The following is a 21,243-nucleotide window of genomic DNA, read 5'->3' as shown; positions in this document are numbered from 1 at the left end:
GAGGAAGCGTGCGATATCTGGCAACATTGTTGTTATCTCTGGCGGTGTTAATCACCGCCGGTTGTGGCTGGCACCTGCGTAGTACTACGCAGGTTCCGACCGCAATGAAAACCATGATCTTCCAGTCGGGCGATCCGAATGGTCCATTAAGCCGTGCGGTCCGTAATCAGCTGCGTCTGAACGGTATCGAACTGGTCGATGCCAGCACCCTGCGTAAGGATATTCCTTCCCTGCGCCTGGAATCGTCGTCGATTCAGAAAGATACAGCATCTATTTTCCAGGATGGCCGTACCGCAGAATATCAAATGGTGATGACGGTGAATGCTAGCGTGCTGATCCCGGGCCATGATATCTATCCGATCACGACCAAAGTCTATCGCTCGTTCTTCGATAACCCGCAGGCGGCATTAGCGAAAGATGCTGAGCAGGACATGATCATCCAGGAAATGTACGATAAAGCCGCGGAACAACTGATCCGTAAGCTGCCAAGCGTTCATGTCGCGGACGTCGAAGCCACAAAAGAGGATGAGAAGCCAGTCGCCACGACCCCAGCATCTTCAACCTCCGGCAACCGCGTCTCCACTACGCTGGGTAACTGATGATTCGGTTGTACCCGGAACAGCTCCGCGCGCAGCTCACTGAAGGACTGCGCGCGGCCTATCTGCTGCTTGGCAACGACCCACTGCTGTTGCAGGAAAGTCAGGACGCAATACGCGAAGCCGCTGCTGCCCAGGGCTTTATCGAACACCACGCCGCCACTATTGATGCCAGCACCGACTGGTCTGCCCTGTTCTCTCTGAGCCAGGCGATGAGCCTGTTTGCCAGTCGTCAAACGCTGCTGCTGATACTGCCGGAAAACGGCCCTAATGCCGCCATCAATGAACAGCTGGCGACGCTTGTCGGCATGCTTCACGACGACTTATTGCTGATTGTTCGTGGCAATAAGCTAACAAAAGCTCAGGAAAATGCCGCGTGGGTGACAACCCTTGCCAATCGTGCGGTACAAGTGAGCTGCCAGACGCCGGAATATGCCCAGCTACCGCGCTGGCTCGCCTCACGCGCAAAACAAAATAATCTGCAGCTTGATGACGCAGCCAGCCAACTGTTGTGCTACTGCTATGAAGGCAATCTGCTGGCACTCGCGCAGGCCCTCGAACGTCTGTCATTACTGTGGCCTGACGGCAAACTGACGCTACCACGCGTTGAACAGGCGGTGAATGATGCCGCTCATTTCACCCCTTATCACTGGGTTGATGCGTTACTGGCAGGCAAAAGTAAGCGCGTCCTGCACGTGCTGCAACAACTGCGTCTGGAAGGCAGTGAACCGGCAATTCTACTGCGAACACTCCAGCGTGAGCTGCTGCTGCTGGTGAACCTGAAACGACAGTCTGTTCATACGCCGCTGCGTTCGTTATTCGATAAGCATCGGGTATGGCAAAACCGCCGTCAGCTGGTCAGCGATGCTCTGGCTCGTCTCAGCGCCGACCAGTTACGTCAGGCCGTCACGTTATTGACCCGTGCAGAACTCACCTTCAAGCAGGATTACGGACACTCCGTCTGGCCCGAGCTGGAAAGTCTCTCTTTGTTGCTCTGCCATAAAGCACTGGCAGACGTTTTTATTGATGGTTGATATGACTCAGTTGCAGGCTATGTACGGCGGCACCTTCGATCCGGTGCACTATGGTCACCTTAAACCGGTGGAAATTCTGGCTAACCAAATCGGTCTGAATAAAGTCATTATTGTACCCAATAATGTGCCACCGCACCGCCCGCAGCCCGAGGCCACCAGCGACCAGCGTAGGCACATGCTGGAGCTTGCCATCGCCGATAAGCCTTTGTTCATCCTTGACGATCGTGAACTTAAACGTGATACACCGTCATATTCGGCGCAAACATTGCGGGAGTGGCGCCAGGAGCAAGGGCCGAAACGACCGCTGGCCTTTGTTATTGGCCAGGATTCGCTTCTCACCTTTACCACCTGGCACGACTATGAAAGCATTCTTGATAACGTTCATTTGATCGTTTGCCGACGTCCTGGCTATCCGCTGGCAATGGATTGCGAACAAGATCAGCTGTGGCTGGACAAACATCTGACCCACGATGTTGAGCACCTGCACAGCAGCCCGGCAGGCGTTATCTATCTGGCCGAGACGCCATGGTTTGATATCTCTGCGACGATAATCCGCCAGCGTCTTGAGACGGGTGAGTCCTGCGCCGATATGCTGCCAGCAGCAGTACTGGACTATATCCGCCAGCAAAAGCTTTATTGTTGACCCGGCGCTGGCGATGCCGCTGATAAACAGAGTATCGTTGTGCTTCGTCTCTTTCCTCATTAGCGAGGTTAATCATGAAATTATGGTTAGTTCGTCACGGTGAAACCGAGGCCAACGTCGCGGGTCTGTACAGCGGGCATGCTCCAACTTCATTAACCGAACGTGGCGTCAGGCAAGCGCACGCCCTGGGAAAGCTCCTTCATGCTGTCCCCTTCCAGCGCGTATTTTGTAGTGAACTCGAACGAACCCAACGCACGGCCAGCCTGCTGATTGGCGAACGAGAAATTTCCCAACACTATTTTCCCGAACTCAATGAAATGTTCTTTGGCGACTGGGAAATGCGCCATCATCGGGATTTACAGCATGAAGATGCGGAAAACTACGCCGCCTGGTGCACCGACTGGCAGCACGCGGCCCCCACCAACGGTGAAGGCTTTCAAGCGTTTGCCCAGCGGGTTTCCGGCTTTACCGCCACTCTCCCTCAGTATCAACAGCTTGAGCATCTGTTAATCGTCGGTCATCAGGGCGTTCTTAGCCTGTTGATTGCCCAATTGCTCAACATGCCAGCGGCCTCAATGTGGCACTTCCCCATCGAACATGGCGCATGGAGCATGGTCGATATCCAACCAGATTTCACCACGCTTCGGGTGCTAAATAGCCAGGCCGTTTGGCAAGCGGAAGAAGAATTGCGCGCAGACCATTGACAGGCCAAAGCAGGCTGTTATTCTCCGCAGCCAGGCTGCACCCGCCATTTGAACTTTGCAGAAATTGTTTTACAAAAATGGCGATGCAATCATCGGCGATGGATGGGATGATAGCCGCCTTCACCGCCTGTCTATCGACATTTATCCCGACTTTGTCACCAGTTCGGGTATACTGTCAGGCTGTTTATTATTATCACACTTCACACTCACCCAGGGGGAACTCTTGCAGGGTAAAGCACTCCAGGATTTTGTTATCGACAAAATTGATGACCTGAAAGGTCAGGACATCGTAGCCATTGACGTTCATGGCAAATCCAGCATTACAGATTGCATGGTTATCTGCACAGGCACCTCCACGCGCCATGTTATGTCCATCGCCGATCACGTTGTGCAAGAATCTCGCGCCGCCGGTATGCTGCCGCTGGGCGTTGAAGGTGAAGCCGCTGCCGATTGGATTGTTGTGGATCTTGGCGACGTTATGGTTCACGTCATGCAGGAAGAGAGCCGTCGTTTGTACGAGCTGGAAAAACTCTGGAGTTAATGCGTGAAGCTGCACCTGGTGGCCGTTGGCACAAAAATGCCGGACTGGGTTCAGACCGGCTTTAGCGAGTACCTGCGCCGTTTTCCAAAAGATATGCCGTTCGAACTGGTGGAGATCCCCGCCGGTAAACGCGGTAAAAATGCTGACATCAAGCGCATCCTTGAAAAAGAAGGGGAAATGATGCTGGCGGCCGCAGGAAAAAACCGCATCGTGACCCTGGATATCCCGGGGAAACCGTGGGATACGCCACAGTTGGCGCGCGAACTGGAGCGCTGGAAACAGGATGGCCGCGACGTCAGCCTGCTCATCGGCGGTCCGGAAGGCCTTTCGCCCGCTTGTAAAGCGGCAGCGGAACAAAGTTGGTCGCTCTCAACGCTCACATTACCTCACCCGCTGGTTCGCGTACTGGTGGCCGAGAGTCTTTATCGGGCGTGGAGCATTACCACCAACCACCCTTACCACCGTGAGTAATGATGACCAGGGTAGACTAAGCAGCGAATGAAATTACAGAATTCTTTCCGCGACTATACGGCTGAATCCTCGCTGTTTGTGCGCCGGGCGCTGGTCGCTTTTTTGGGGATTTTGCTGCTTACCGGCGTACTGATCGCCAACCTCTATAACGTGCAAATTGTGCGTTACACAGACTATCAAACACGCTCGAACGAAAACCGCATCAAGCTGGTCCCTATTCCGCCAAGTCGCGGCATTATCTACGATCGCAACGGTACGCCGCTGGCGCTTAACCGCACAATTTACCAGCTGGAAATGATGCCGGAGAAGGTCGATAACGTACAGCAGACGCTGGATGCGCTGCGTGACGTCATCGATCTGACCGATGACGATGTGGCGAACTTTAAAAAAGAGCGCTCGCGCTCGCATCGCTTTACCTCTATTCCGGTGAAAGTGAACCTTACCGAAGTCCAGGTGGCTCGTTTCGCGGTTAACCAGTACCGCTTCCCCGGCGTGGAAGTCAAAGGCTATAAACGCCGTTACTATCCCTATAACTCCGCCCTTACCCACGTTATCGGCTACGTCTCTAAAATTAACGATAAAGACGTCGATCGCCTGGATAAAGAAGGGAAGCTGGCTAACTATGCCTCGACGCATGACATCGGTAAACTCGGTATTGAGCGCTACTACGAAGATGTGCTGCACGGGGAAACCGGCTATGAAGAGGTCGAGGTTAACAACCGTGGTCGCGTGATTCGTCAGCTTAAGGAAGTCCCACCGCAGGCCGGGCGCGATATCTATTTAACGCTCGACCTGAAACTACAGCAGTATATTGAAACGCTGCTCGCCGGTAGCCGCGCCGCCGTCGTGGTGACCGACCCGCGTACCGGCGCGATTCTCGCGCTGGTTTCAACGCCAAGCTACGACCCCAACCTGTTCGTCGATGGCATCTCCAGCAAAGACTATTCCGGGCTTCTCAACGATCCGAATACGCCGCTGGTCAACCGCGCGACTCAAGGGGTATATCCTCCTGCCTCGACGGTTAAACCTTACGTCGCAGTCTCAGCGCTCAGCGCGGGCGTGATCACCCGTAATACCAGCCTGTTTGACCCCGGCTGGTGGCAACTGCCAGGTTCAGATAAACGCTATCGCGACTGGAAGAAGTGGGGCCACGGGCATCTGAACGTCACCAAAGCGCTGGAAGAGTCCGCTGATACCTATTTCTATCAGGTTGCTTACGATATGGGTATCGATCGCCTGTCCGAATGGATGAGCAAATTCGGGTACGGTCACTATACTGGCGTTGATCTCTCTGAAGAACGCTCCGGCAACATGCCTACCCGTGAGTGGAAGCTCAAACGCTTCAAGAAGCCGTGGTATCAGGGCGATACTATTCCGGTCGGCATCGGTCAGGGCTATTGGACCGCAACGCCTATTCAGATGAACAAAGCGCTGATGATCCTGATTAACGACGGTGTCGTCAAAGTGCCGCACCTGCTGCAAAGCACGGTTGAAGATGGTAAACCAGTACCATGGGTACAGCCGCACGAACCGCCGGTCGGCGATATTCACTCTGGTTTTTGGGAAATCGCCAAAGACGGAATGTATGGTGTAGCCAACCGTGGAAACGGTACTGCACATAAATATTTCGCCAGCGCACCGTATAAAATTGCGGCGAAATCGGGCACCGCCCAGGTCTTTGGCCTGAAAGCCAATGAAACCTATAACGCGCACCGAATCGCAGAACGCCTGCGTGACCACAAACTCATGACGGCATTTGCCCCTTATAACAACCCCCAGGTTGCCGTTGCAATCATTCTCGAGAACGGCGGAGCAGGGCCTGCAGTCGGTACCATTATGCGCCAGATTCTCGATCATATAATGCTGGGCGATAACAACACCAATCTGCCGAGTGAAAATCCGGCAGTCACGGCTGGGGAGGATCAATAATGACGGATAATCCAAACAAAAAATCGCTATGGGATAAAATCCATCTCGATCCCACCATGCTGCTTATCCTGCTGGCGCTCCTGACCTATAGCGCGCTGGTTATCTGGAGCGCTAGCGGTCAGGACATGGGCATGATGGAGCGCAAAATCGGCCAGATCGCCATGGGCGTCGTTATCATGATCGTCATGGCGCAGATCCCGCCGCGTGTGTATGAGGGCTGGGCACCCTACCTCTACATCGTCTGTATTATCCTGCTGGTGGCGGTGGATGCCTTTGGCGCAATTTCCAAAGGGGCGCAGCGCTGGCTGGATCTCGGTATCGTCCGTTTTCAGCCCTCGGAAATCGCGAAGATTGCCGTACCGCTGATGGTGGCGCGCTTTATCAACCGCGATGTTTGTCCACCATCGCTAAAGAATACCGCCATTGCGCTGGTGCTGATTTTCCTGCCCACGCTGCTGGTTGCCGCGCAGCCTGACCTCGGAACTTCGATTCTGGTGGCGTTATCCGGCCTGTTCGTCCTGTTCTTGTCTGGGCTGAGCTGGCGTCTGATCGGCATTGCGGTGGTGCTGGTCGCCGCCTTTATCCCCATCTTGTGGTTCTTCCTGATGCATGATTATCAGCGCCAGCGCGTGATGATGCTGCTCGACCCGGAAACCGATCCGCTCGGCGCGGGCTACCACATTATTCAATCAAAAATCGCTATCGGATCCGGTGGACTACGCGGAAAAGGTTGGCTGCACGGCACCCAGTCGCAGCTGGAATTCTTACCGGAGCGCCATACCGACTTTATCTTTGCCGTTTTGGCAGAGGAGTTGGGGCTGATTGGCGTACTGATCCTGCTGGCGCTGTATATTTTGCTTATCATGCGGGGACTATGGATCGCCTCCCAGGCGCAAACCACCTTTGGTCGGGTTATGGCTGGGGGTTTAATGTTGATTTTATTCGTTTATGTCTTCGTAAATATTGGTATGGTAAGTGGTATTTTACCAGTGGTGGGGGTACCTTTGCCGCTGGTCAGCTACGGGGGCTCTGCCCTAATCGTATTGATGGCCGGGTTTGGTATCGTCATGTCGATCCATACTCATAGAAAAATGTTGTCGAAAAGCGTTTAAGGGGTTCGCGATGCGTAAGCAATGGCTGGGGATCTGCATAGCAGCAGGGCTGCTGGCGGCATGTCAGAGTGATGACGTTCAACAGAAAACGGTCAGCACTCCACAGCCGGCCGTTTGTAATGGACCAACGGTGGAAATCAGCGGTGCCGATCCACAGTATGAAACGCCTAACGCAACGGCGAATCAAGACTACGAACGCGATGGCAAAAGTTATAAAATCGTGCAGGATCCCTCTAACTTTACCCAGGCCGGTTTTGCCGCGATTTACGATGCAGAGCCGAACAGCAACCTGACCGCCTCAGGGGAAGCCTTCGATCCGACGCAGCTCACCGCCGCGCATCCGACGTTACCTATCCCAAGCTACGCGCGGATAACAAACCTCGCCAACGGGCGAATGATCGTGGTACGCATCAACGATCGCGGGCCTTACGGCAACGATCGCGTCATCTCGCTTTCACGTGCCTCAGCCGATCGCCTGAATACCTCGAACAATACCAAAGTGCGTATTGATCCGATCGTTGTCACCCCAGATGGCTCTCTTTCCGGTCCCGGCATGGCCTGTACGACCGTTGCTAAACAGACCTACGCCCTGCCCGCACGTCCGAATCTTGATGGTGATAACGGCGAGGCCATCGGTCAACCCGCGCAAACTGATGTTCATGCCATCAGCAACTCAACGTTAAAGCCAGAAGATAGCACCGGTGCGCCGGTAAACAGCGGCGGGTTCCTTGGCGCGCCAACGCCGCTGAACAGTGGGGTGCTGGAAAGCAGTGAGCCAGTTGTGCAAACCGCGCCGGTTACTGCTCCAGGTTCGGTCCAGGGCGGCGTAGCGCCTGCCGTAGCGGCGACTGCTGCGGTAACACCAGCGGCTGCCACCACCAGCGGCGACTTCGTCGTACAGGTGGGTGCCGTCAGCGATCAGGCCCGTGCGCAGCAGTATCAGCAGCGCCTGAGCCAGCAATTCTCCGTACCCGGCCGCGTGATGCAAAACGGCGCGGTATGGCGTATTCAATTGGGCCCATTCAGCAGCAAAGAGCAAGCCAGCACGGTTCAACAACGCCTGCAAAGCGAAGCTCAGCTGCAATCATTTATTACTCGCGCCAACTAAACGCGTCGGGCTGTTGTCCTCCGCTTATCACGCATGACAAAGTCATTAACAAAGTCATGCGCAATGTCGGATGCTGGCCCGCAGTGCATTTGCTATAGTAAGGCACTTTTTTTAACTCCATCACGGATGCCGTTGTTCAGACCATGAAGACCTCTTTCACCGCTCGTTTACTTGTTACGGCGCTCTCCGTGGCAGCGCTATCCTCAGCTGCCCGCGCCGATGACCTGAATATCAAAACTATGATCCCTGGCGCCCCACAGATTGACGCCGAATCCTGGGTTCTTATCGATTACAACTCAGGCAAGGTATTGGCTGAAAATAACGCTGATTCCCGTCGCGACCCGGCGAGTCTGACCAAGATGATGACCAGCTATGTTATTGGTCAGGCGATGAAAGCGGGCAAGTTTAAAGAATCCGATCTGGTCACCGTTGGTAACGATGCGTGGGCGACCGGTAACCCAGTCTTTAAAGGCTCCTCACTGATGTTCCTTAAGCCTGGTATGCAGGTACCGGTTTCCCAGCTGATCCGCGGTATTAACCTGCAATCAGGTAATGACGCCTGTGTAGCTATGGCCGACTATGTCGCTGGGAGCCAGGATGCCTTCGTCGGCCTGATGAACAACTACGTTAACGCTTTGGGTCTGAAGAACACCCATTTCCAGACCGTTCATGGCCTGGATGCCGATGGTCAGTTCAGCTCGGCGCGTGATATGGCGCTGATTGGTCAGGCGCTGATCCGCGATGTGCCGAACGAATATACCATCTACAAAGAAAAAGAGTTCACCTTTAACGGGATTCGCCAACTCAACCGTAACGGCCTGCTATGGGATAAAAGTCTGAGCGTCGACGGCATTAAAACGGGCCACACAGACAAAGCGGGCTATAATCTCGTGGCTTCGGCAACCGAAGGCCAGATGCGCCTGATCTCCGCCGTGATGGGTGGACGTACCTATAAAGGCCGCGAGTCCGAGAGCAAAAAACTGCTGACCTGGGGCTTCCGCTTCTTTGAAACCGTTAACCCGATTAAAGCCGGGAAAGAGTTCGCCTCTGAACCCGCCTGGTTTGGTGATAACGATCGCGCTTCCCTCGGTGTGGACAAAGACGTTTATCTGACTATCCCTCGCGGTCGTATGAAAGACCTGAAAGCCAGCTATGTCCTGAACAATGCCGAACTGCACGCGCCGCTGCAGAAAAACCAGGTTGTTGGCACCATTAATTTCCAGTTGGACGGTAAAACTATCGATCAGCGCCCGCTGGTCGTACTGCAGGAAATTCCGGAAGGCAATTTCTTCGGCAAAATCATTGATTACATTAAGTTAATGTTCCATCACTGGTTTGGTTAAAAATCGAGCACTTGAAAGTGTGATTTGCGTCCCCATATACTAGGTATCCTGATAACTCCCACTCGTCGTGGGAGTTATTATTTTTTGTTGTAACACCGGAGCTGACATGAAAACCAAACTTAACGAACTGCTTGAATTCCCTACCCCTTTCACTTACAAAGTAATGGGACAGGCGTTGCCGGAGCTGGTTGACCAGGTGGTTGAAGTGGTACAGCGCCATGCACCAGGTGATTACTCTCCGACGGTAAAACCCAGCAGCAAAGGCAACTACCACTCGGTCTCCATCACGATTACCGCCACACATATCGAGCAGGTAGAAACCCTGTACGAAGAGTTGGGCAATATTGAAATCGTGCGAATGGTGCTGTAAACCGATTCCTTGACCCGGCCTTTTGTGCCGGGTAATCCTCTCTTTCTCGCTGTGATATACTCCCCACTCAAGTTATTCTTTCTCTGCGGAGACGTTGTTTTGCAGCACAATAAAATCCTCATCCGCCAACTCGGCCTGCAACCTTACGAACCTGTCTCGCAGGCAATGCATGAGTTCACCGACACTCGCGACGACTCCACCCTGGATGAAATCTGGTTGGTCGAACATCATCCTGTGTTCACTCAGGGCCAGGCTGGAAAAGCCGAACATGTTCTTGTTCCTGGCGATATCCCAGTGATTCAGAGTGACCGTGGCGGGCAGGTTACCTATCATGGTCCCGGGCAGCAGGTGATGTACGTCATGCTGAACCTTAAACGCCGTAAGCTGGGCGTACGTGAGCTGGTCACCCTTTTAGAGCAAACCGTCGTGAATACGCTAGCAGAATCTGGCATTGAGTCGCACCCCCGCGCCGACGCTCCCGGCGTCTATGTCGGCGAGCAAAAAATCTGCTCTCTGGGTCTGCGTATCCGTAAAGGTTGCTCATTCCACGGTCTGGCGCTGAATATCGCCATGGATCTGTCACCATTCATGCGAATTAACCCATGTGGTTATGCTGGTATGGAAATGACCCAAATGCGTCAGTGGCAGCCGAATGCTCGTCCAGAAATCGTTGCTCCGCAATTGGCCGCGAATCTGTTGGCGCTGCTCAATAATCCACCGTACGAATACATTTCAGTCCGGTAATTATTACGTCCCGTGGTCGCGGGACGTCACCTTTCCCTCTCACAACAAATTAAGTCTTTATATTTGCTGCGTATTATCACGAACCAGAATGAGTCTGGTCGTTATAATGATGCTATTCACCATTATCGGAAATATAGAGTGGAAGAAAATAACGCTCCAGCAGAACCCACTGACCCGCAAGATGATCGCCACGGGCGGCAGGTGTTTCGCATTTTACGTAACATAGACCTGAACTTACTGACCATTTTTGAAGCCGTTTATGTGCATAAAGGCATCGTTAATGCGGCAAAGGTGCTCAACATCACCCCCTCGGCGATCAGTCAATCAATCAACAAACTGCGTGCACTCTTCCCCGATCCGCTGTTTATTCGCAAAGGCCAGGGCGTAACGCCTACCGCCTATGCGACGCATCTCCATCAGCATATTAGCCAGGGAATGGAGGCTTTTCTCAACGCGCTGGATTTAACTGGTGATACGCACCAGGAGCGAGTGATAACCATCGCGACCTCTCCGGCTATTGGGGCATTGATAATGCCGGTGATTACCAAAAAACTGAGAGCCGTCTTTCCTCAGGTATTGCTGCATAATATCGCCATCAACGACGCCGTCAGCCAGCTGAATCAGCGTCAGGTCGATCTGTTGATCGACAGCTTCGCGCACGCCGGGCTGTCGATTACGCATCATGTGTTATTTCAGGATAGTGTACACATATACTGTCGGGCAGGTCATCCAGCGTTAAAAATGCCGGCAACTTCAGAAAACCTTCGCCAATATGAATTCGCGCTGCTGCAACCTGAGCACCATCGCTATGCGACACTTCTGCGTCGCCTGCATGAACACCTGGGCGAGCGTCGCTGCGGCTTCAGTAGCTACAATTTGTTAACTCAGGCCGCACTGGTCAGTGAAAGCGAGATGCTGGGGCTGATTACTTCCGGGATGTTCTCCCTGGTAGAGCGCATATGGCCGTTAAAAATTCTTGATTTCCCACCTTTACAGGCGGAAAAAATTGATGTTTCACTACATTACAATAAACTCAGCGCGCAAGAACCCTTATTGAAAGAGATTGTAGAGACCATTCGCCAGGCCTTTTAGGTGATAAAGCACGTGAGGGAAAAGCATAAAACAACAACTATTTTACAATTTGCCGTGTTACCAGGCTGCTTTCTGCCCCGCATCAATGGTATACTGCCTGCGCTTAATTCAAAAATAGTTGATAAATACAACATTTTCTTGAATTGATTCGCTTTCCTTCGTGACTCGCAACTGGAACACGCACGCTATGAGTAAACCCATTGTGATGGAACGCGGTGTTAAATACCGCGATGCCGATAAAATGGCCCTTATCCCGGTGAAAAACGTGGCAACTGAGCGTGAAGCTCTGCTCAGAAAACCGGAATGGATGAAAATCAAACTTCCGGCTGACTCGTCCCGTATCCAGGGGATCAAGGCAGCGATGCGTAAGAACGGCCTGCACTCCGTGTGTGAAGAAGCCTCTTGCCCGAACCTCGCGGAATGTTTTAACCACGGAACGGCGACTTTTATGATTCTGGGTGCCATCTGTACCCGTCGTTGTCCGTTCTGCGACGTGGCGCACGGGCGCCCGGTCACTCCTGACGCCAATGAACCGCAAAAGCTGGCGCAAACTATTGCCGATATGGCCCTGCGTTACGTTGTGGTGACCTCCGTTGACCGTGACGATCTGCGCGATGGCGGCGCTCAGCATTTTGCCGACTGCATCAGCGCTATTCGCGAGAAAAATCCGACCATCAAAATTGAAACCCTGGTTCCGGACTTCCGCGGTCGTATGGATCGTGCTTTGGAAATCCTCCAGGCGACACCACCGGATGTGTTTAACCATAACCTGGAAAACGTGCCGCGCCTGTATCGCCAGGTTCGTCCGGGAGCCGATTACAACTGGTCTCTGAAGCTGCTGGAGCGTTTTAAAGAAGCACATCCGGAGATCCCGACTAAATCGGGTTTGATGGTTGGTTTAGGTGAAACGAACGCCGAAATCGTTGAAGTGATGCGCGATCTACGTCGTCATGGCGTCACGATGCTAACTTTAGGTCAATATTTGCAGCCAAGCCGTCATCACCTGCCGGTACAGCGTTATGTTAGCCCTGATGAGTTCGAAGAGATGAAAGGCGAAGCCATGGCAATGGGCTTTACCCACGCCGCCTGCGGGCCGTTCGTTCGCTCGTCCTATCATGCTGACCTGCAAGCCAAAGGTATGGAAGTGAAGTAATCCGTACCTCGACTGCTGCGTGAAACCTGGTAGCGCAGCAGTTTACTTTTCTGTTCTGCTATTCCCGAAATTCCCCATTGAAATGAATTAGCCCAGCGCAGTAACAGTTGGTTGCATCTTTTTAGGCGAAATAACGTATATATAACAAAAAGAGGCCGCAGCGACTAACGCTGCGGCCTCTTTGCCGTCCAAGTTCACACCTGTCGGCAGCGTGCTCCCCTCCACCGGGAAGCACGAAGTGAATTACTCTTTATGAGAGAGTTTCTGTGCCGGGATCTCTTCCTCTGCACTGGTTTTCTTCGCACTATCATCGTCATCGTTCATGGCCTTTTTAAAGCCTTTGATGGCCGAGCCCAGGTCTCCACCCAGCGTGCGTAATTTTTTGGTACCAAACACTAAAATAATCAGCGCTGCGACTACCAGCAGTTTGGTAATACTAATCTCACCCATAGCTAACCTTCTTCTCTAATACAAGCTGCGAATACGCCATCATACACGCATACAATTAACGGCTATTTGACGCGCGGACACAATAGCAATCTGTAACAAGGTGAATCAAGCCTTGTTTAAAAAAACGTCATAATAATTGCGGTGGCGCAAAGCGACGATTCTGCAACACCGGCAAGCGTTCCCGAACCAGCTGAAGATAATCAGCTGAAAGCTCAGCAAAAATCAACTGCGGCTGCTCTCCAGCCCCAGCGAGCGTCGTTCCCAGAGGATCAACAATACGACTCTGTCCAATATTGCGGGTTCCGCACTCACCTGCCGCGATAATATAACAGGTAGTATCCAGCGCCCGCGCCGCCAGCAAAGTCGCCCAATGATGTTCCTTCAGCGGCCCTTTCACCCACGCAGTGGGTAATACTAAGAGTTGCGCCCCGCTGAGCGCTAGCGACAGCGCCAGTTCAGGAAAACGCAAATCGTAGCAAGTCATCAGCCCGACGCGCATCCCATCAACCTCAATAAGCGGCGGAATTTGCTGTCCGGCATCGACCAACCGGGATTCCTGAATATTGAAAGCATCATACAGGTGTAGCTTCTGGTATTGCGCAATAATCTTACCCTGACGTAAAGCCACCAGCGTGTTAGTTGCCCGCCCCTCGCCTGAAGGCACGTGCAAAGTCAGCACCGTCGTCAGCACGTTGTTTTTACTTTCCGCCAGCAGTAACTGTAAAAAGCCTCCATCCAGAAGTTGGGCTGATTTAACCGATAAATCCGCATCGTTGTCATCTCGAGCAAGTAGCGCTTCTGGTAATACCAACAATGAAGCCCCTCTTCCGACAGCCTGACGCATCAGCACAACGCAAATCTGCGCATTGGTCGTCCAGTCCGGCGTTACGGCAAATTGTCCGGCAGCAACAAGCATCTTTTCTCTCCCATCAGGTATTCATAGCCAGCAAGGTATTTCGCGCGCTACACTCAAAGTTTAGTATCAATCAATAAACAGGGAATGACCGTGTTGCAACTCCTTTTGGCTGTATTTCTTGGCGGCGGCACTGGCAGCGTTTTACGCTGGTGGCTGGGTATGAAGCTTAATCCCATGCACCACGCTCTCCCCATTGGTACTCTTACTGCTAACCTGCTAGGCGCGTTTATTATCGGAGCCGGTCTGGCCTGGTTTAATCGCCTGACGGGTATCGATCCGATGTGGAAACTGCTTATCACCACCGGCTTTTGCGGCGGACTGACAACCTTCTCCACATTTTCCGCCGAAGTGGTGTTTCTTCTGCAGCAGGGGCGCTTTAGCTGGGCATTGCTGAATATCGTCGTCAACTTATTAGGCTCGTTTGCCATGACGGCAGCGGCATTCTGGCTATTTTCTCAGGCAGCAAGCCGCTAACTACAGACAAAAAAAAACCCGCTAAGAGCGGGTTTTTATATTCTACTGACGCGTTGCTTAGATAGGCATTACGTTTGCAGCAGAAGGGCCTTTGGCACCGTTAGTGATTTCGAACTCTACACGCTGACCTTCAGCCAGAGTTTTGAAACCGTTGGACTGGATTGCAGAGAAATGTACGAATACATCTTTGCTGCCATCTTCCGGAGTAATGAAACCGAATCCTTTGGACTCATTAAACCACTTAACGTTACCTTTAATCTTAGACATCAAAATTACCTTTATATGAAAAAATCGACACTAATACTGTGTCGGGCATCAGTACACCAATTGTGGTACCTTTTGTCCAGCGCAACTTTGCTAAAAAGTGATAAAAGTCTCTATCTTTTTGTAGACATATAACTTTAGTCATTGTTTTTTCAGAACATAGTCCGCTTATCACTTTTGTTGTAATGCAATGCCGTGCTGGTTAAAACTGGATGCGCGCCCACGCAAAGTAAACGTTACCGTTGTTATAGGTACCTGGAATATAGGTCATTTGGAATGTTGCAGGGCCGTAACCAATGGAGGCCAGAGGCAGCACAACTGGAATAGGGATATAGTTCCAGTTATCACGCGCCGTTACGCCAAGGGTATAGCCTAAACCAAGATGGAAGTTATCGTCAGCCAACGGACGCCAGGTTTTTTCCCAACCGTAGCCGCCAATGGGCTCCCATTTGTTATAGGAGTCTTTGAAGGCCATGAGGTAAATACCATTCCAGTTTCCTTTATCATCCCAACGCGAAATGCCGAAGCCCGCCCCCCAGGGACGTTCGTTATACTTATCCGTTTTTTCTTTATCGTAGGCGAAACGAGCATGCCAGGTCACCGCCGGTATGAAAAGATCGTAGTGCTCAGGCTCATTCCAGGTCTGTGCAATGTTATCACTTAGCGTGTTATAGCCATCGCGCAGCGTTGAGCTAAACGATGCGTTAGCAGTAGTGGATGACAGCAGCAGTCCCAAGCATCCAAGAAAAAACCATGTAAATCGACTCAGCATTAACACTTCTCTATTACCAGTATCATTTTTAAAGCGGGTTAAGATAGCAAAGATAAACTTAATAATACCTTAACGGAATTAGGCAAACTCTTGATTTGTCCGGTACAAAAATCTGAAAATCATCACGACTGACGTTTTGGCCACGTCCCCATTGTACGGCAATTAGGGTATTCTCACCGATTTATTGATTTGCATCAGCGAGTTCAGCCCGTTTTTTAGGCACATTCGCTCACTTAATTTTTTCTTCGCTTTATTTATCAGCAGATTCTTTGGGTTAATGGTTTAGGGGTAAAAGATGCTTACGCTAGTAGAGATCCTCATCGGGATTGTGGTCATTGTGGGCGTCGCCCGCTATATCATTAAAGGCTATTCTGCCACCGGCGTGTTGTTCGTCGGTGGTTTAGTATTACTCATCGCCAGCGCACTAATGGGGCATAAGATTCTACCTGGTGATGCAAAGAGCACTGGTTACTCCGCCACAGATATTATCGAATACGTCAAGATTCTGCTCATGAGCCGCGGCGGCGACCTCGGCATGATGATCATGATGCTCTGTGGTTTCGCGACCTACATGACGCATATTGGCGCCAACGACATGGTAGTGAAATTGGCCTCAAAGCCGCTGCGCTATATTAACTCTCCATACCTGTTAATGATCGCCGCCTATTTCGTGGCCTGTCTGATGTCGCTGGCAGTCTCTTCAGCGACCGGTCTCGGTGTGCTGTTGATGGCAACCCTGTTCCCAGTGATGGTCAACGTCGGTATTAGCCGCGGTGCAGCGGCCGCTATTTGCGCCTCTCCGGCAGCGATCATTCTCTCCCCTACTTCTGGCGACGTGGTGCTGGCCGCCAAAGCCGCCGAAATGCCATTGATTGATTTTGCCTTTAAAACCACCCTGCCTATTTCCATTGTGGCCATCATCAGCATGGCCATCGCCCACTTTTTCTGGCAGCGCTATCTCGATAAAAAAGAAAATGCCTCGCACGAAATGCTGGATGTGAACGAGATAACCACCACCGCCCCTGCTTTTTACGCCATCCTGCCGTTTACACCGATCATTGGCGTACTGATTTTCGACGGTAAATGGGGTCCGGAACTACACATCATCACGATCCTCGTTCTCTGCATGCTGTTGGCTGCAGTACTGGAGTTCTTTCGCGGCTTTAATACCAAAAACGTGTTTAATGGTCTGGAAGCCGCTTACCGAGGTATGGCGGATGCTTTTGCTGGCGTAGTCATGCTGCTGGTTGCAGCAGGCGTCTTTGCCCAAGGGCTGAGCACCATTGGTTTTATCAATGGCCTGATTTCTATCGCCACCTCATTTGGTTCAGCCAGCATTATCCTGATGCTGGTATTGGTTATTCTGACAATGCTAGCGGCGATGACTACCGGTTCCGGCAACGCACCATTCTATGCCTTCGTTGAGATGATCCCTAAGCTGGCACACTCTTCCGGTATCAATCCCGCTTATCTCTCCATCCCGATGCTGCAGGCATCTAACCTTGGACGAACTATTTCACCCGTCTCCGGTGTGGTGGTCGCGGTTGCCGGGATGGCAAAAATATCACCTTTTGAGGTGGTTAAACGCACCTCAGTTCCCGTTCTGGTTGGGCTGTTGGTCGTTATAGTCGCTACCGAAATTTTGGTCCCGGGCAGTGCTATTCACTAGCCGTGAAACCACGCGAAAAGGCGCCTGTTGGCGCCTTTTTTATGCTTTAATAACTCAATGTTATTAATGACCGTCAGTCATCAGGAATAAAAATGTTCAGGAAGGATTTCGTCGCCATTGCTCTTTTGCTTATTTCTACTCAGGCCAGTGCAGACCCGCTAATAGCAACGCAATACGGCGATTTCGACCGCTACGTGCTGGCCCTCTCCTGGCAAACGGGATTCTGTCAAAGTATGCATGACAAAAACCGTAGCGAGCCGGATGAGTGTCGTTTACAGCAAGAAAGCGCAAATAAAGCCGATTTCCTGACCGTACACGGGTTATGGCCCAGCTTGCCAAAATCCATCGCCGCACGCGGCGTAGACGAACGTCGCTGGATGCGTTATGGCTGCGCGACACGTCCACTCCCTAACATGCCAGAAGCCAAAGCCGGAAGAAAATGCCAGGCAGCGGAAACCGGTCTGTCGCTAGAGATGGCGAATAAGCTCAACGGCGTGATGCCAGGTTCCGGTGGCAATTCGTGCCTTGAGCGCTATGAATATGCCAAACACGGCATTTGCTTCGGTTTTGATCCTGATAACTACTTCGGCGCTATGGTTCGTCTGAACGGTGAAGTCAAACAGAGTGCTCTGGGGGTATTCCTCGCACAACACTATGGGCAAACCGTGAGCCGTGAGGGTTTCGATGCCGCAGTCGCGCAAGCCTTTGGAAAACAGAATGTTAAAGCGTTTAAATTAACTTGCAGCGGCAACCCTGCCTATCTAACCGAGATGCAAATCTCGATCAAAGCCGCAGCCATAAATGCCCCACTTTCCGCAGATTCATTTTTGCCTCAGCCCCATCCAGGTAATTGCGGTAAGCAATTTGTATTAGATAAAGTGGGTAGCTAAGGGAAGCAGACTATGATGCCGTTATCTTAAATTTCATATGACTCAGCTATTGATCATTGATGAATGTGCGTTTAATCACTTCAAACCGTCGACAAGTCTCAGTATGATGAGAGGACATTAACCCTTGCCATTTTCGGCGAGGGTTTTCTTTTACGGATAGGTTCCTGGATAACATGGAGTATGCGATGACCAGACCCGCAATCATCATTAATGAACTCGATGCAGAACGCATCGATCGACTGCTGGAACAACCGGCTTTCGCCAACTCTCCGGTGGCGGATGCATTGAACGACGAACTGGACCGGGCACAGATGCTCGCCCCGGAAGCCATGCCGCATGATGTCGTCAGCATGAATAGCCAGGTCAGATTCCGCGATTTAACTACGGGTGAAGAACGCGTACGCACGCTGGTTTTCCCCTCTCAGGTCACGGATAGCGCTACGCAGCTATCGGTCATGGCCCCGGTCGGTGCAGCCCTACTGGGCCTGAAGGTTGGCGGTACCATTCACTGGGAATTACCCGGCGGTACCTCAACGCACCTTGAAGTACTGGAGCTGCTGTATCAACCGGAAGCCGCAGGCGATTATCACCGTTAATCTCCCTACTGCCTGAGGCGTTTCGCGCTTTATTCAGAGGATGTATTCGCATCCTCTTTCTGCATATTTCACTGCCCGTGCTGCTTTTGACAAATTTTTACGCCCTCCTCAACCCGATCTGACAGTTTTGCGACCTGAATGGCACAATATTCTCCTATAATATGTTGATATAGAAACCAACGAACAAGGAGGAAGCATATGTACAAGACGATCATTATGCCTGTTGATGTTTTTGAGATGGAGCTGAGCGATAAAGCCGTCCGCCATGCGGAGTTTTTAGCCCAGCAGGACGGGGTTATCCATCTCCTTCACGTACTTCCCGGTTCATCAAGCTTCACAATGAGTCGCTTCACAGCAGACCTGCGTCGCTTTGAAGAACATTTACAGCATGAAGCAGAAACCCGTTTACAAACGATGGCCGGGCATTTCAGCATTGACCCGTCGCGAATCAAGACGCATGTCCGTTTCGGCACCGTGCGTGATATGGTCAATGAACTGGCAAATGAAATTAAAGCCGATGTGGTGGTCATTGGTTCACGCAACCCTTCAATCAGCACTCATCTGCTGGGTTCCAATGCCTCAAGTGTGATTCGCCACGCCCATATCCCGGTAATGGTTGTTCGGTAAGCTGAGCGTGATTGAGATAAAAAAGAGGCTACCCCAGGGTAGCCTCTTTACTTTGCAGGTTTGGTCTTACTTTATTATGAATTATGCAATCGTAGTGCGAATCAGGTAATCGAACGCGCTCAGAGACGCTTTCGCACCTTCGCCCGTGGCGATAATAATCTGTTTGTACGGTACGGTGGTGCAGTCACCGGCGGCAAAGACGCCCTTCACGTTGGTTTCACATTTCGCATCAATGATGATTTCACCCATGCGGTTACGTTCAACTGCGCCTTCCAGCCAGTTGGTATTCGGCAGCAGACCGATTTGCACGAAAATTCCGGACAGCGCCACGTGATGCTCATCGCCGCTAACACGGTCACGATACTGCAAACCGGTTACCTTACTACCGTCACCCACCACTTCCGTGGTTTGCGCATTCAGAATAATATCGACATTCTTCAGGCTGCGAACCTTATCCTGTAATACCTGATCCGCCTTCATTTCCGGCGCAAACTCAAGCAGAGTCACATGTTCAACTACTCCGGCGAGATCAATCGCCGCTTCAACGCCTGAGTTACCGCCGCCGATAACCGCAACGCGCTTACCTTTAAACAGCGGGCCATCGCAGTGTGGGCAATAGGTTACGCCTTTAGTGCGATACTGATCTTCGCCTGGTACGTTCATGTTACGCCATTTCGCACCGGTCGCAATAATAACGCTACGCGCTTTCAGCACCGCGCCAGAGGCGGTCTCAATCTGATGCAGACCCCCTTCAACGGTAGCCGGAATCAGTTTAGATGCGCTCTGAGAGTCAATAACATCGACATCATATTCATTGACGTGCGCTTTCAAAGCGCCAGCCAGTTTCTGGCCTTCGGTTTTCGGCACTGAGATATAGTTTTCGATATCTACGGTATCCAGCACCTGGCCGCCAAAACGTTCCCCCATCAGGCCAGTACGAATACCTTTACGTGCGGAGTACACCGCCGCCGCCGCACCTGAAGGGCCGGAGCCAACAATTAGCACATCATAAGCTTCACGTTTGTTCAGCTCTTCCGCCGCGCGTTTTTCCGCGCCGGTATCGACTTTGGCAACGATCTCGCTCAGCGTCATACGACCCTGGCCAAATTCCTGACCGTTCATAAATACTGCCGGAACGCCCATCACGTTGCGATCGGTGATTTCGTTCTGGAACGTGCCGCCATCAATTGCCGTATGCTTGATGCGCGGGTTCAGTACCGCCATCAGGTTCAGCGCCTGAACAACATCCGGGCAGTTATGGCAGGTCAGTGAATAATAGGTTTCAAACTCAAAATCACCGTCGATATCGCGTATCTGCTCCAGCAAAGTCTGCGCTTCTTTTGAAGGATGACCGCCCACCCACAACAATGCTAAAACTAAAGAGGTGAATTCATGTCCCAGCGGAGAACCGGCAAAGCGCGGCCCCTGCTGTGAACCCGGATTCGTAATCAGGAAAGAAGGTTTGCGCACCGACAGGCTATTTTCTTCTTTAAAGGTGACTTTGTCTGACAGTTCAGCAATTTCAGCCAGCAGTTCCCTGATTTCTGCCGATTTAGCGCCGTCATCCAGCGTGGCAATCAGCTCAACAGGTTTAGTCAGTTTCTCAAGATAAGCCTTGAGCTGGGTTTTCATGTTGGTGTCGAGCATTTTTAATCTCCTGGGCTTAAAACATCATCATGCAAGCGGCCTCGTTCAGGCAGTCTGAATACGTTTGCATCATGGTGTTGGAATAAAACGGGCGCGGC

At 51.9% G+C, this 21,243-nt stretch carries 24 protein-coding genes; 19 read left to right on the top strand and 5 right to left on the bottom strand.

Going from position 1 to position 21,243, the window contains the following annotated elements:
- Positions 1–8 precede the first annotated feature (8 nt).
- The 14 genes from lptE to lipA all read left to right on the top strand — a co-directional run bounded on the left by lptE (position 9) and on the right by lipA (position 12,840).
- Entirely contained in the window at positions 9–599 is a 591-nt protein-coding gene (gene lptE / locus QVF11_RS22425; protein ID WP_110273337.1) for an LPS assembly lipoprotein LptE, read from the top strand.
- The gene (gene holA, locus QVF11_RS22420) at positions 599–1,630 is read left to right on the top strand and encodes a DNA polymerase III subunit delta (RefSeq protein ID WP_112214521.1); all 1,032 of its coding nucleotides are present in this window, start codon (positions 599–601) and stop codon (positions 1,628–1,630) included. The genes lptE and holA overlap by 1 nt, the downstream gene beginning before the upstream one ends.
- Positions 1,623–2,273, top strand: a complete 651-nt coding sequence (gene nadD, locus QVF11_RS22415; protein ID WP_167492803.1) for a nicotinate-nucleotide adenylyltransferase — start codon at positions 1,623–1,625, stop codon at positions 2,271–2,273. The genes holA and nadD overlap by 8 nt, the downstream gene beginning before the upstream one ends.
- A 74-nt stretch (positions 2,274–2,347) precedes the next feature.
- Positions 2,348–2,977: an adenosylcobalamin/alpha-ribazole phosphatase gene (locus QVF11_RS22410; protein ID WP_287859311.1), complete on the top strand. Its 630-nt coding sequence runs from the start codon at positions 2,348–2,350 to the stop codon at positions 2,975–2,977.
- A 223-nt stretch (positions 2,978–3,200) separates the two neighbouring features.
- Positions 3,201–3,518: a ribosome silencing factor gene (gene rsfS, locus QVF11_RS22405; protein WP_004100162.1), complete on the top strand. Its 318-nt coding sequence runs from the start codon at positions 3,201–3,203 to the stop codon at positions 3,516–3,518.
- Positions 3,519–3,521: 3 nt separating this feature from the next.
- Positions 3,522–3,989 (top strand): 23S rRNA (pseudouridine(1915)-N(3))-methyltransferase RlmH, encoded by a 468-nt coding sequence (gene rlmH / locus QVF11_RS22400; RefSeq protein WP_004100160.1) that lies wholly within the window; start codon positions 3,522–3,524, stop codon positions 3,987–3,989.
- A gap of 27 nt (positions 3,990–4,016) precedes the next feature.
- Positions 4,017–5,918, top strand: coding sequence for a peptidoglycan DD-transpeptidase MrdA (mrdA, locus tag QVF11_RS22395; RefSeq protein ID WP_110273333.1), 1,902 nt, complete (start codon positions 4,017–4,019; stop codon positions 5,916–5,918).
- Positions 5,918–7,030, top strand: a complete 1,113-nt coding sequence (mrdB, locus tag QVF11_RS22390) for a peptidoglycan glycosyltransferase MrdB (protein WP_110273332.1) — start codon at positions 5,918–5,920, stop codon at positions 7,028–7,030. Before mrdA ends, mrdB begins: the two co-directional genes overlap by 1 nt.
- Before the next feature lie 10 nt (positions 7,031–7,040).
- Positions 7,041–8,138, top strand: coding sequence for an endolytic peptidoglycan transglycosylase RlpA (rlpA, locus tag QVF11_RS22385; protein ID WP_287859307.1), 1,098 nt, complete (start codon positions 7,041–7,043; stop codon positions 8,136–8,138).
- Between the two features lie 143 nt (positions 8,139–8,281).
- Positions 8,282–9,481 (top strand): D-alanyl-D-alanine carboxypeptidase DacA, encoded by a 1,200-nt coding sequence (gene dacA / locus QVF11_RS22380; protein WP_110273330.1) that lies wholly within the window; start codon positions 8,282–8,284, stop codon positions 9,479–9,481.
- Between the two features lie 106 nt (positions 9,482–9,587).
- Positions 9,588–9,851 (top strand): DUF493 family protein YbeD, encoded by a 264-nt coding sequence (gene ybeD / locus QVF11_RS22375; RefSeq protein WP_095281214.1) that lies wholly within the window; start codon positions 9,588–9,590, stop codon positions 9,849–9,851.
- A 99-nt stretch (positions 9,852–9,950) separates the two neighbouring features.
- Complete coding sequence (gene lipB / locus QVF11_RS22370; RefSeq protein WP_287859301.1) at positions 9,951–10,595, top strand: lipoyl(octanoyl) transferase LipB; 645 nt, start codon at positions 9,951–9,953, stop codon at positions 10,593–10,595.
- A 138-nt stretch (positions 10,596–10,733) separates the two neighbouring features.
- Positions 10,734–11,687 (top strand): YbeF family transcriptional regulator, encoded by a 954-nt coding sequence (locus QVF11_RS22365; protein WP_287859299.1) that lies wholly within the window; start codon positions 10,734–10,736, stop codon positions 11,685–11,687.
- Positions 11,688–11,874: 187 nt separating this feature from the next.
- A complete protein-coding gene (gene lipA, locus QVF11_RS22360; RefSeq protein ID WP_142512026.1) occupies positions 11,875–12,840 on the top strand; it encodes a lipoyl synthase in 966 nt (321 codons plus the stop codon).
- A 243-nt stretch (positions 12,841–13,083) separates the two neighbouring features.
- Here lipA and tatE read toward each other — a convergent pair whose 3' ends face one another.
- On the bottom strand, positions 13,084–13,290 hold the full coding sequence (gene tatE / locus QVF11_RS22355; RefSeq protein WP_110273326.1) for a twin-arginine translocase subunit TatE: 207 nt from the start codon (positions 13,288–13,290) through the stop codon (positions 13,084–13,086).
- 127 nt (positions 13,291–13,417) lie between these two features.
- Entirely contained in the window at positions 13,418–14,206 is a 789-nt protein-coding gene (locus tag QVF11_RS22350) for a deaminated glutathione amidase (RefSeq protein ID WP_287859296.1), read from the bottom strand.
- Positions 14,207–14,296: 90 nt separating this feature from the next.
- Between QVF11_RS22350 and crcB the strand changes: the two genes are divergently transcribed.
- On the top strand, positions 14,297–14,680 hold the full coding sequence (gene crcB / locus QVF11_RS22345; protein ID WP_182236949.1) for a fluoride efflux transporter CrcB: 384 nt from the start codon (positions 14,297–14,299) through the stop codon (positions 14,678–14,680).
- Between the two features lie 57 nt (positions 14,681–14,737).
- Here the strand turns inward: crcB and cspE are convergent, their stop codons facing one another.
- Both cspE and pagP read right to left on the bottom strand, forming a co-directional pair.
- Entirely contained in the window at positions 14,738–14,947 is a 210-nt protein-coding gene (cspE, locus tag QVF11_RS22340) for a transcription antiterminator/RNA stability regulator CspE (RefSeq protein ID WP_004100146.1), read from the bottom strand.
- A 199-nt stretch (positions 14,948–15,146) separates the two neighbouring features.
- On the bottom strand, positions 15,147–15,722 hold the full coding sequence (pagP, locus tag QVF11_RS22335; RefSeq protein ID WP_167492804.1) for a lipid IV(A) palmitoyltransferase PagP: 576 nt from the start codon (positions 15,720–15,722) through the stop codon (positions 15,147–15,149).
- 289 nt (positions 15,723–16,011) lie between these two features.
- Here pagP and dcuC point away from each other — a divergent pair, with 289 nt between their 5' ends.
- The 4 genes from dcuC (at position 16,012) to uspG (ending at position 19,498) form a co-directional block, all read left to right on the top strand.
- Complete coding sequence (dcuC, locus tag QVF11_RS22330; RefSeq protein ID WP_287859292.1) at positions 16,012–17,385, top strand: anaerobic C4-dicarboxylate transporter DcuC; 1,374 nt, start codon at positions 16,012–16,014, stop codon at positions 17,383–17,385.
- A gap of 92 nt (positions 17,386–17,477) precedes the next feature.
- Positions 17,478–18,275, top strand: a complete 798-nt coding sequence (gene rna / locus QVF11_RS22325) for a ribonuclease I (protein ID WP_287859290.1) — start codon at positions 17,478–17,480, stop codon at positions 18,273–18,275.
- Positions 18,276–18,460: 185 nt separating this feature from the next.
- Positions 18,461–18,871 carry a nucleoside diphosphate kinase regulator gene (gene rnk / locus QVF11_RS22320; protein WP_110273321.1) on the top strand — a complete coding sequence of 137 codons (411 nt, stop codon included), beginning with the start codon at positions 18,461–18,463 and terminating at the stop codon, positions 18,869–18,871.
- Positions 18,872–19,069: 198 nt separating this feature from the next.
- Complete coding sequence (gene uspG / locus QVF11_RS22315) at positions 19,070–19,498, top strand: universal stress protein UspG (RefSeq protein ID WP_112214531.1); 429 nt, start codon at positions 19,070–19,072, stop codon at positions 19,496–19,498.
- Positions 19,499–19,579: 81 nt separating this feature from the next.
- On the opposite strand, the gene ahpF is transcribed toward uspG, so the two are convergent.
- Positions 19,580–21,145, bottom strand: coding sequence for an alkyl hydroperoxide reductase subunit F (gene ahpF, locus QVF11_RS22310; RefSeq protein ID WP_287859288.1), 1,566 nt, complete (start codon positions 21,143–21,145; stop codon positions 19,580–19,582).
- Between the last annotated feature and the right edge of the window lie 98 nt (positions 21,146–21,243).

Source organism: Klebsiella sp., from assembly GCF_027492335.1.
Lineage (GTDB): Bacteria > Pseudomonadota > Gammaproteobacteria > Enterobacterales > Enterobacteriaceae > Klebsiella > Klebsiella huaxiensis.
This window is presented reverse-complemented; position numbering and strand designations above follow the sequence as displayed.

Bases quoted from the DNA above. Each gene is read 5' to 3' on its own strand.
- holA (WP_112214521.1), top strand. From the start codon at position 599: ATGATTCGGTTGTACCCGGAACAGCTCCGCGCGCAGCTCACTGAAGGA.
- nadD (WP_167492803.1), top strand. From the start codon at position 1,623: ATGGTTGATATGACTCAGTTGCAGGCTATGTACGGCGGCACCTTCGAT.
- QVF11_RS22410 (WP_287859311.1), top strand. From the start codon at position 2,348: ATGAAATTATGGTTAGTTCGTCACGGTGAAACCGAGGCCAACGTCGCG.
- mrdA (WP_110273333.1), top strand. From the start codon at position 4,017: ATGAAATTACAGAATTCTTTCCGCGACTATACGGCTGAATCCTCGCTG.
- mrdB (WP_110273332.1), top strand. From the start codon at position 5,918: ATGACGGATAATCCAAACAAAAAATCGCTATGGGATAAAATCCATCTC.
- rlpA (WP_287859307.1), top strand. From the start codon at position 7,041: ATGCGTAAGCAATGGCTGGGGATCTGCATAGCAGCAGGGCTGCTGGCG.
- dacA (WP_110273330.1), top strand. From the start codon at position 8,282: ATGAAGACCTCTTTCACCGCTCGTTTACTTGTTACGGCGCTCTCCGTG.
- ybeD (WP_095281214.1), top strand. From the start codon at position 9,588: ATGAAAACCAAACTTAACGAACTGCTTGAATTCCCTACCCCTTTCACT.
- lipA (WP_142512026.1), top strand. From the start codon at position 11,875: ATGAGTAAACCCATTGTGATGGAACGCGGTGTTAAATACCGCGATGCC.
- tatE (WP_110273326.1), bottom strand. From the start codon at position 13,290: ATGGGTGAGATTAGTATTACCAAACTGCTGGTAGTCGCAGCGCTGATT.
- QVF11_RS22350 (WP_287859296.1), bottom strand. From the start codon at position 14,206: ATGCTTGTTGCTGCCGGACAATTTGCCGTAACGCCGGACTGGACGACC.
- cspE (WP_004100146.1), bottom strand. From the start codon at position 14,947: ATGTCTAAGATTAAAGGTAACGTTAAGTGGTTTAATGAGTCCAAAGGA.
- dcuC (WP_287859292.1), top strand. From the start codon at position 16,012: ATGCTTACGCTAGTAGAGATCCTCATCGGGATTGTGGTCATTGTGGGC.
- rna (WP_287859290.1), top strand. From the start codon at position 17,478: ATGTTCAGGAAGGATTTCGTCGCCATTGCTCTTTTGCTTATTTCTACT.
- rnk (WP_110273321.1), top strand. From the start codon at position 18,461: ATGACCAGACCCGCAATCATCATTAATGAACTCGATGCAGAACGCATC.
- uspG (WP_112214531.1), top strand. From the start codon at position 19,070: ATGTACAAGACGATCATTATGCCTGTTGATGTTTTTGAGATGGAGCTG.
- ahpF (WP_287859288.1), bottom strand. From the start codon at position 21,145: ATGCTCGACACCAACATGAAAACCCAGCTCAAGGCTTATCTTGAGAAA.